General features: G+C 61.3%; 8 protein-coding genes and 1 pseudogene. 3 read left to right on the forward strand and 6 right to left on the reverse strand.

Annotated features, from left to right (window positions below; genetic code table 11):
- From ACRESJ_RS07625 to ACRESJ_RS07635, 3 genes and pseudogenes are all read left to right on the forward strand, one after another.
- A pseudogene (locus ACRESJ_RS07625) lies at window positions 1–608 on the forward strand (zinc-binding dehydrogenase); the annotation flags it as partial.
- 79 nt (window positions 609–687) lie between these two features.
- On the forward strand, window positions 688–1,290 hold the full coding sequence (recR, locus tag ACRESJ_RS07630) for a recombination mediator RecR (RefSeq protein WP_431757358.1): 603 nt from the start codon (window positions 688–690) through the stop codon (window positions 1,288–1,290).
- 157 nt (window positions 1,291–1,447) lie between these two features.
- Window positions 1,448–2,596 (forward strand): acyl-CoA dehydrogenase family protein, encoded by a 1,149-nt coding sequence (locus tag ACRESJ_RS07635; RefSeq protein WP_431757359.1) that lies wholly within the window; start codon window positions 1,448–1,450, stop codon window positions 2,594–2,596.
- A gap of 120 nt (window positions 2,597–2,716) precedes the next feature.
- Here ACRESJ_RS07635 and ACRESJ_RS07640 read toward each other — a convergent pair whose 3' ends face one another.
- From ACRESJ_RS07640 to ACRESJ_RS07665, 6 genes are all read right to left on the reverse strand, one after another.
- A complete protein-coding gene (locus tag ACRESJ_RS07640) occupies window positions 2,717–3,265 on the reverse strand; it encodes an adenine phosphoribosyltransferase (RefSeq protein ID WP_123403319.1) in 549 nt (182 codons plus the stop codon).
- Between the two features lie 80 nt (window positions 3,266–3,345).
- Window positions 3,346–4,080: a fumarate/nitrate reduction transcriptional regulator Fnr gene (gene fnr / locus ACRESJ_RS07645; protein ID WP_431757360.1), complete on the reverse strand. Its 735-nt coding sequence runs from the start codon at window positions 4,078–4,080 to the stop codon at window positions 3,346–3,348.
- A gap of 93 nt (window positions 4,081–4,173) precedes the next feature.
- Complete coding sequence (hemN, locus tag ACRESJ_RS07650; protein WP_431757364.1) at window positions 4,174–5,556, reverse strand: oxygen-independent coproporphyrinogen III oxidase; 1,383 nt, start codon at window positions 5,554–5,556, stop codon at window positions 4,174–4,176.
- A gap of 218 nt (window positions 5,557–5,774) precedes the next feature.
- Window positions 5,775–6,458 (reverse strand): sulfite exporter TauE/SafE family protein, encoded by a 684-nt coding sequence (locus ACRESJ_RS07655; RefSeq protein ID WP_431757361.1) that lies wholly within the window; start codon window positions 6,456–6,458, stop codon window positions 5,775–5,777.
- Window positions 6,451–6,669: a cbb3-type cytochrome oxidase assembly protein CcoS gene (gene ccoS / locus ACRESJ_RS07660; RefSeq protein ID WP_431757362.1), complete on the reverse strand. Its 219-nt coding sequence runs from the start codon at window positions 6,667–6,669 to the stop codon at window positions 6,451–6,453. Before ccoS ends, ACRESJ_RS07655 begins: the two co-directional genes overlap by 8 nt.
- A 22-nt stretch (window positions 6,670–6,691) precedes the next feature.
- Window positions 6,692–9,145, reverse strand: a complete 2,454-nt coding sequence (locus ACRESJ_RS07665; RefSeq protein ID WP_431757363.1) for a heavy metal translocating P-type ATPase — start codon at window positions 9,143–9,145, stop codon at window positions 6,692–6,694.
- Between the last annotated feature and the right edge of the window lie 36 nt (window positions 9,146–9,181).

The following is a 9,181-nucleotide window of genomic DNA, read 5'->3' on the forward strand; positions in this document are numbered from 1 at the left end:
ACATCGGCCAGCCCAAGGCCGGCGAGACCCTCGTGGTTGCAGAGGCGTCCGGCGCGGTGGCGTCGGTGGTCGGCCAGTAGGCGAAAATCAAGGTGCTGCGTGTGGTCGGAGTGGCCGGCGGTGCGCACAAGTGCCGGTATGTGGTCGACGAATTGGGTTTCGACGCCTGCATCGACCACAAGAGCCCCGATTTTGCTGAAGAACTGGCACACGCCTGTCCCAAAGGCATCGACATTTATTATGAAAACGTCGGCGGCAAAGTGTTCGACGCCGTGGTGCCGTTGCTCAATCCCAAGGCGCGGATTCCACTCTGTGGCCTGATCGCCTCCTATAACGCTTATGAAGCGCCGAGCGGGCCGGATCGCCTGCCACTGTTGCAGCGCACCCTGTTGACCAAGCGGGTGCGCATCCAGGGCTTCATCGTGTTCGATGACTACGGTGATCGCCAGCCGGAATTCCTCAGTGCCATGGCGCCCTGGGTACGCGATGGCAAGGTGAAATTCCGCGAAGATGTGGTCAATGGCCTGGAGCAGGCTCCCGACGCGTTCATCGGCATGCTGGAAGGGCGCAATTTCGGCAAACTGGTGGTTCGGGTTTCCCGGGACTGAGTTATTGACGCTGCAATTTGACGCTCAACCGAGGCGCGGGTATAAACCGCGTCTCGTTGTTTTGTCGGACTTTTCCACCATGAGCTTCAGCCCTTTGATTCGCCAACTGATCGACGCCCTGCGAATTTTGCCCGGCGTGGGTCAGAAAACCGCCCAGCGCATGGCGTTGCAGTTGCTCGAACGTGATCGCAGTGGCGGCTCGCGACTGGCGCTGGCCCTGAGCCAGGCCATGGACGGGGTTGGTCACTGCCGTTTATGCCGCACGCTGACCGAAGATGACCTCTGCCCGCAATGCGCCGACAACCGACGCGACGACACGCTGCTGTGCGTCGTGGAAGGGCCGATGGATGTCTACGCCGTGGAGCAGACCGGGTACCGGGGTCGTTATTTCGTACTCAAGGGGCACCTGTCGCCCCTCGACGGCCTCGGGCCGGAAGCCATCGGCATTCCGCAGTTGATGGCGCGGATCGAAGAGGCCGGCACGTTCACTGAAGTCATCCTCGCCACCAACCCGACCGTGGAAGGGGAAGCGACAGCGCATTACATCGCTCAATTGCTCAGCAGCAAGGGCCTGATCGCTTCGCGTATCGCCCATGGCGTGCCGCTGGGTGGCGAGCTGGAGTTGGTGGATGGCGGGACGCTGGCGCATTCGTTTGCCGGGCGTAAGCCGATTTCGTTGTAACAAAAGCAAAAGATCGCAGCCTTCGGCAGCTCCTACATGGATCGCATTCCACTGTAGGAGCTGCCGAAGGCTGCGATCTTTTGATCTTTCCTCTTTTCTGTTGAAAACCAAGCAAGCGCTCGGTTAACTTCGCTGAACCCTTCAGTGGAGTTCGCCGATGCCTGCCTTTCAGGAATACTTCGATCCCAGCCACCAATTGGTCCGCGACAGCGTCAGGCGTTTCGTCGAGCGCGAGATCCTTCCTGACATCGACCAGTGGGAAGAAGCCGAAAGCTTTCCCCGTGAGCTCTACCTAAAGGCTGGCGCGGCGGGGATTCTTGGTATCGGTTACCCGGAAAGCCTCGGTGGCAGCCACGAAGGTGACCTGTTCGCCAAGGTCGCCGCCAGCGAAGAACTGATGCGCTGTGGCTCCGGTGGCCTGGTGGCGGGGCTCGGGTCGCTGGACATCGGCTTGCCGCCGATCCTCAAGTGGGCCAGGCCCCAGGTCCGTGAGGGAGTGGTGCCGCAAGTATTGGCCGGTGAAAAGATCAGTGCCTTGGCGGTTACCGAACCCGGTGGCGGCTCCGACGTCGCGAACCTGCAAACCCACGCTGTGCGCGATGGCGATTTTTACCGGGTCAGCGGCAGTAAAACCTTTATCACCAGTGGTATGCGCGCGGATTACTACACCGTCGCGGTGCGCACGGGTGAGCCCGGATTCGCTGGCATCAGCCTGTTGTTGATCGAGAAGGGCACTCCCGGCTTCACTGTGGGGCGTCAGCTGAAGAAAATGGGCTGGTGGGCGTCGGACACGGCTGAGTTGTTCTTCGACGATTGCCGGGTGCCTGTGGGTAATCTGATCGGCGGAGAGAACATGGGCTTTGCCTGCATCATGGGCAACTTCCAGAGCGAGCGACTGGCGTTGGCATTGATGGCCAACATGACCGCGCAACTGGCGCTGGAAGAAAGCCTGAAATGGGCGAGAGAGCGCGAAGCCTTCGGCAAACCCATCGGCAAGTTTCAGGTGATCAAGCACCGACTCGCCGAGATGGCCACCGAACTGGAAGTTTCGCGGGAATTCACCTACCGCCAGGCCGCGAAAATGGCGGCGGGGCAGAGCGTGATCAAGGAAATTTCCATGGCCAAGAACTTTGCTACCGATACGGCGGACCGGATTACCACGGATGCGGTGCAGATTCTCGGTGGGCTGGGTTACATGCGCGAAAGCCTGGTGGAGCGGTTGTATCGGGATAACCGGATTTTGTCGATTGGTGGCGGGACGCGGGAAGTGATGAACGAGATCATCAGTAAGCAGATGGGGCTTTGAAATTTTTGGTGTTGCGGCTGACGCTATCGCTAGCAGGCTAGCTCCCACAGGGGCTTTGCGGTGTACACAAAACCTCTGTGGGAGCTAGCCTGCTAGCGATGGCGATTTGGCAGACGACGCTTACTGCTCAGACAACGCAAACTGCGTCAGGCAGAACGTCGGGATGCCCATGTCTTCCAGGCGCTGCGAACCACCCAGTTCCGGCAGGTCGATGATGGCTGCGGCTTCATGGACCCGCGCCCCCATGCGGCGAATCAGGTTCGCTGCGGCAATCAGGGTGCCGCCGGTGGCGATCAGGTCATCGAACATCACCACCGAATCACCTTCGCACAAGCTATCGGCATGCACTTCCAGGAAGGCTTCGCCATATTCGGTCGCATAACCTTCGGCCAGCACGTCGGCAGGCAATTTGCCCTGCTTGCGGAACAGCACCAGTGGTTTGTTCAGTTGATAAGCCAGCACCGAACCGATCAGGAAGCCACGGGCGTCCATCGCGCCGATGTGAGTGAAGTCGGCTTCGACGTAACGGTGGGCGAAGCTGTCCATCACCAGACGCAGCGCGGTGGGCGACTGGAACAACGGGGTGATGTCGCGAAAGATCACGCCCGGCTTGGGAAAGTCGATCACAGGGCGGATGAGGGATTTGATGTCGAAGGAGTCGAAGACCATCGTCGTGGTGTCCTGGAGGGGCTGCAAACGACGCAGTATAACGGCGGCCGAACGGTTTCGCTCAGCCGCAACAGCTTGTTTCAGCTTTCCACCGAACCACCGGCCAGGGCGCACAGCTGGATCGGATCGAGAATGCGGATTTCCTTGCCTTCGGCAGCGATCAGTTCGTTTTGCTGGAAGCGCGTGAAGACTCGGGACACGGTTTCTACTGCCAGGCCCAGGTAGTTACCGATTTCGTTGCGCGACATGCTCAGGCGGAACTGGTTGGCCGAGAAGCCCCGGGCGCGGAAACGTGCCGACAGGTTGACCAGGAAAGTGGCGATACGCTCGTCGGCGGTCTTTTTCGACAGCAGCAACATCATCTGTTGATCGTCACGGATCTCGCGGCTCATCACTCGCATCAATTGACGACGCAGTTGCGGCAGTTGCAGGGCCAGTTCGTCGAGGCGTTCGAAAGGGATTTCACAGACTGAAGTGGTTTCCAGCGCCTGGGCCGACACCGGATGTTTTTCGGTGTCCATGCCCGACAGGCCGACCAGTTCGCTGGGCAGGTGAAAGCCGGTGAGTTGTTCTTCGCCGGCATCGCTCAGGTTGAAGGTCTTGAGCGCGCCGGAACGTACCGCGTATACGGAATCGAAGGTGTCGCCCTGGCGGAACAGAAACTCGCCTTTTTTCAGTGGGCGGCCACGTTTGACGATTTCGTCCAGCGCATCCATGTCTTCCAGATTCAGTGAAAGTGGCAAGCACAGCGGGGCCAGGCTGCAATCCTTGCAATGGGCCTGATTATGAGTGCGCAGTTTTACTGGCTCGGACATTTCTTCAATCCTTGTGGGAATTCACACATAAGACGTAAGGGTAACTCACCCAAGGACATTGAAGCCAGTGTGTGGCGGATTTGTCGCAGTGCTCTAGATCACCCGGGAAAACCGTTGGCGACCCTGTTGTTCCAGGTACGCGTCGAACACCATGCAGACCGAACGCACCAGCAAGCGCCCGGCAGGCAGTACGTTGATTCGCTCGCTATCCAACTCGATCAAGCCATCCTTGGCCATGCTCTGCAGCTGCGGCCACAGCTCGCCGAAATAGCCCTGGAAATCGATGTTGAAGCGCTGTTCGATCTGCGCGAAATCCAGGCTGAAATGGCAGATCAGTTGCGCAATGACCGCGCGGCGCAGGCGATCATCGGCGTTGCACAGCAGGCCACGGCTGGTGGCCAGCTGCGCGGATGCCAATGCGTTCTGGTACTGATTCAAATCGCTGCTGTTTTGGCAGTACAAGTCGCCGATCTGGCTGATCGCCGATACGCCGAGCCCGATCAAATCGCAGTGCCCGTGGGTGGTGTATCCCTGGAAATTGCGTTGCAGTGTCGATTCCTCCTGGGCAATCGCCAGTTCATCGTCGGGCAGGGCGAAGTGATCCATGCCGATGTAGCGGTAACCGGCGGCGGTCAGTTGTTCGATGGTGCGCTGGAGCATTTCCAGTTTTTGCGCAGGCGTCGGCAGCTCATTGCTGTTGATCCGCCGTTGCGGCATGAACCGTTCCGGCAGGTGTGCGTAGTTGAACACCGAGAGCCGGTCCGGTTGCAGTTTGATCACTTCTTCGACGGTGCGGGCGAAATTGTCCGGCGTCTGTTTTGGCAAGCCGTAGATCAGGTCGATGTTGATCGAGCGAAACTGCAAGGTGCGCGCAGCATCGATGACCGCCCGGGTTTCCTCCAGGCTTTGCAAACGATTGACCGCACGCTGCACGGCGGGGTCGAGGTCTTGCAGGCCGATGCTGACCCGATTGAAGCCCAGTTCGCGCAACAGGCCCATGGTCGACCAGTCGGCTTCGCGGGGGTCGATTTCGATGCCGTAGTCGCCAGAGTCGTCATCGAGCAAATTGAAGTGTTTGCGCAGGTGCGCCATCAACTGACGCAGTTCGTCATGGCTGAGAAACGTCGGCGTGCCACCACCAAAGTGCAATTGCTCGACTTTTTGCGCGGGGTCGAGATGGCAGGCGATCAGCTGGATTTCCTGTTCCAGGCGCTGCAAATAAGGCTGTGCCCGGCCGCGATCCTTGGTGATGACTTTGTTGCAGGCGCAGTAGTAACAAATGTTCGCGCAGAACGGCACATGCACATACAGCGACAGCGGGCGCAGGGCCTTGCGGCTGTCACGCAGGGCATGGAACAGGTCGAAGGTGCCGATCTGGCTATTGAATTGCACCGCGGTTGGATAAGAGGTGTAGCGCGGTCCCGCCAGATCATAACGGCGGATCAGGTCGGTGTCCCAATGAATGGAGTCGAGCATCATGCGGGCATTCTCCCGGATAGGCTGGCAGTGTTGACCAGTCTAGGGGTGGGGGCTTTGGGGCATCTTGATTTGCATCAAGGATCGGGATTTGTGTTGGCAGTGCAGGCCTCATCGCGGGCAAGCCCGCTCCCACAGGAATTTTCGGTGCACATGACATTTGTGAACGACACGGACACTGTGGGAGCGGGCTTGCCCGCGATGGGGCCACCGCCGATTCAATGCCCCATGAGCCAATGCTGATGCGGCCCCGGCAATGTCCAGATGCCAAACAGTATCACCAATAAACCACCGGCCATCCGCACGCTACGTTTGCGCAACAACGCCGTCACCCGTTCGGCTGCAAGTCCCGTGGCAAGCAAGACGGGCCAGGTGCCAACACCAAACGCCAGCATCAGCAATGCGCTATCAAGCGCATTGCCCTGGCTGGCCGACCACAGCAGGGTGCTGTAGACCAGGCCGCACGGCAACCAACCCCAGAGCGCGCCCAACAGCAGTGCGCGCGGAACGCTCGACACTGGCAGCAGTTTGTTGGCGACCGGCTGTATATGCCGCCAGAGGCCGCGACCAAGGCTTTCGATACGTGTCAGGCCGCTCCACCAGCCGGCGAGGTACAGGCCCATGGCGATCAGCAACAGCCCGGCGAGAATGCGCATGAACATGGCCGCCGGGCTGTTGGCAACCGCCCAGCCGGCCAGGCCGATCAACAGGCCAGCGGTGGCATAGCTGAGAATTCGCCCCAGGTTGTAGGCCAGCAGCAGTCGGAAGCGGCGACTGCGTTGTTCCTTGGGAATCGCCAGGGTCAGCGCGCCCATCAAACCGCCGCACATGCCCAGGCAATGACCGCCACCGAGCAGACCGAGAATCAGCGCAGACACCAGCAATGGCGCCAACTCAAGCATGGGGCGGTGCCTTTTCGTCGGGTTTGGCCGGCTGGCCGCTGGCTTCGTCGACGGCGGCGGTGTGGTTCGGGTCCTGATCGTCGAACAGGATGCTGTGGGCCGGACCGTCGAGGTCGTCGTACTGACCGCTGTCGACCGCCCAGAAGAAAATGTAGACGGCGATGGCCACGATCAGCAGTGCGGCCGGGATCATCACATAAAGAGCTGGCATCTGGACTCCATGCCCGCGCGGCTCAAGCCGGCAGCGGTCGGGTTTCTGGCGTGGTGCCCGCCGCCGGCGCGCTCGGCAGGCGAGTCAGGCGCAGGGCATTGAGCACCACGGTCAACGAGCTGATGGACATGCCCACCGCGGCCCACACTGGCGTGATCCAGCCGAGGGCAGCGAACGGCAACATGAGGCCATTGTACAGCCCTGCCCACAGCAGGTTCTCGATGATGACCCGACGGGTGCGCCGGGCCAGGCTGAACGCCTCTACCAGCGCGTCCAGGCGATTGGACAGCAGCACGGCGTCGGCGCTGGTTTTTGCAAGGTCAGTGGCCGAACCCATGGCTACGCTGATGTCAGCGGCGGCGAGTACCGGCACATCGTTGACGCCGTCACCGAGCATCAACACCTTGCGGCCTTCTTTGTGCAGTTGTTGCAGGACTTGCAGTTTGTCGTCCGGACGCAAGCCGCCCCGTGCTTCATCGATGCCGAGCTCGGCCGCGACACTGGCGACCATGGGCGAACTGTCGCCGGACAGCAACAACGTGCGCCAGCCGCGGGCCTTGCAGGCGGCCAGCAGCGCCGGGGCATCGGCGCGCAAACGGTCGTCGAGCACGAACCAGGCTAGCGGTCCCTGATGATCGCCGAGCAGCAGCCATTGCCCGGCTTCATCCGGCATCGTGGGTTCAACGGCGCCGCTGAGTTCGCAGACAAAGCCGGGATGACCGATACGCAGGCGCTGCTCGCCGACCACTCCTTCAAGGCCCAGGCCGGGCGAGCTGTGCACCTCTTCGGCGGCCAATGGCGCGCGACCGAAGGCGCGGGCGATCGGGTGTTCGGAGCGGTTTTCCAAAGCGGCGGCGAGGCTCAGGCATTGATCGTTGTCGAGTGTGCCGAGGGGGCGGATCGAGCGCAGCACCAGTCGCCCTTCGGTCAGGGTACCGGTCTTGTCGAAAATCACCGTATCGATCTGGTTCAGACCTTCGAGTACATGGCCGCGCGTCAGCAATAAACCGAGTTTATGCAGGGTACCGGTGGCGGCCGTAAGTGCGGTCGGTGTTGCCAGGGAGAGGGCGCATGGGCAGGTCGCGACCAGCATCGCCAGGACAATCCAGAACGCCCGGGATGAGTCCAGCTCCCACCACAACATGCCAATGCAGGCGGAAGCGATCAGTGTCAGCAACAGGAACCATTGCGAGGCGCGGTCGGCGATTTCCGCCAGTCGAGGTTTTTCCGCCTGCGCGCGATCCAGCAGGCGGACGATGGCGGAGAGTCGGGTGTCCTGGCCAAGCGCCTGGACTTGCACGGTCAGCGCGCCCTCGACATTCAGGGTGCCGGCGGTGACGGTGTCACCTGGGGTGCGAGGTTGCGGCAGGTATTCGCCGGTCAGCAGTGATTCGTCGATGCTTGATTGTCCGTCGAGAATCTTGCCATCAGCCGGAAGGACCGCGCCCGGATGCACCAGCACCTGATCGCCCACCCGCAGCTCATTGAGCAGGATGCGCTCGCTCTGGCCGTCGGCGCTCAGGCGCAGGCAGGAGGCCGGCAACAGGTTCACCAATTGCGCGGTAGCGGCGGCCGTGCGTTCCCGAGCGCGGCGTTCCAGATAACGCCCGGCCAACAGGAACAGGGCGAACATACCGACCGCATCGAAATACAGCTCGCCGACACCGGTGATCGAGGTCCAGATCCCGGCGATGTAGGCACTACCGATCGCCAGCGACACCGAAACGTCCATCGTCAGGTGACGGGTGCGCAGGTCGCGCATGGCGCCTTTGAAAAACGGCGCGCAGCTGTAGAACACGATCGGCGTGGTGAGGAACAGCGCGACCCAGCGCAGGATGGTGTGCAGTTCGGGGCTGAGGTCGATGTTGAATTCCGGCCAGGTGGCCATGGTCGCCATCATCGCCTGGAACCACAGCAGGCCGGCGACCCCGAGCTGACGCAGGGCCAGTCGATTCTCGCTGGCCAGTTGCTCGCTGGCGCGGTCGGCTTGATAAGGGTGGGCGGCATAGCCAATGTGGCGCAGTTCGCTGAGTACCTTGCTCAGTGGCAATTGCCCGTCGGCCCAGCGCACGTGCAGGCGATGGTTCGACAGATTCAATCGTGCTTCGGCGACTGCCGGCATGGCGCGCAGGTGTTTCTCGATCAGCCAGCCGCAGGCGGCGCAGCTGATGCCTTCCATCAGCAGGGTGGTTTCGGCCAGTTCGCCTTCGTGGCGGACAAAGGGTTGTTGCACATCGGCACGGTCGTACAGCGCCAGTTCGTCGACCAATTGCACTGGCAGTGCTTCGGGGTTGGCCGAGGCCTCGCTGCGATGCTGGTAATAGCTTTCCAGGCCACCCGCCACAATCGCTTCGGCCACCGCCTGGCACCCCGGGCAGCAGAATTCGCGGGTTTGCCCAAGGACCGCCGCGGTGAAACGGCTGCTGGCGGGGACGGGCAGGGCGCAGTGGTAGCAGGGGAGTGGGGTGGTGGTCATGGAGTATTCACTAGTACTGCTGAATCTCTATCGTCG

It is taken from the genome of Pseudomonas sp., from assembly GCF_050739655.1.
Lineage (GTDB): Bacteria > Pseudomonadota > Gammaproteobacteria > Pseudomonadales > Pseudomonadaceae > Aquipseudomonas.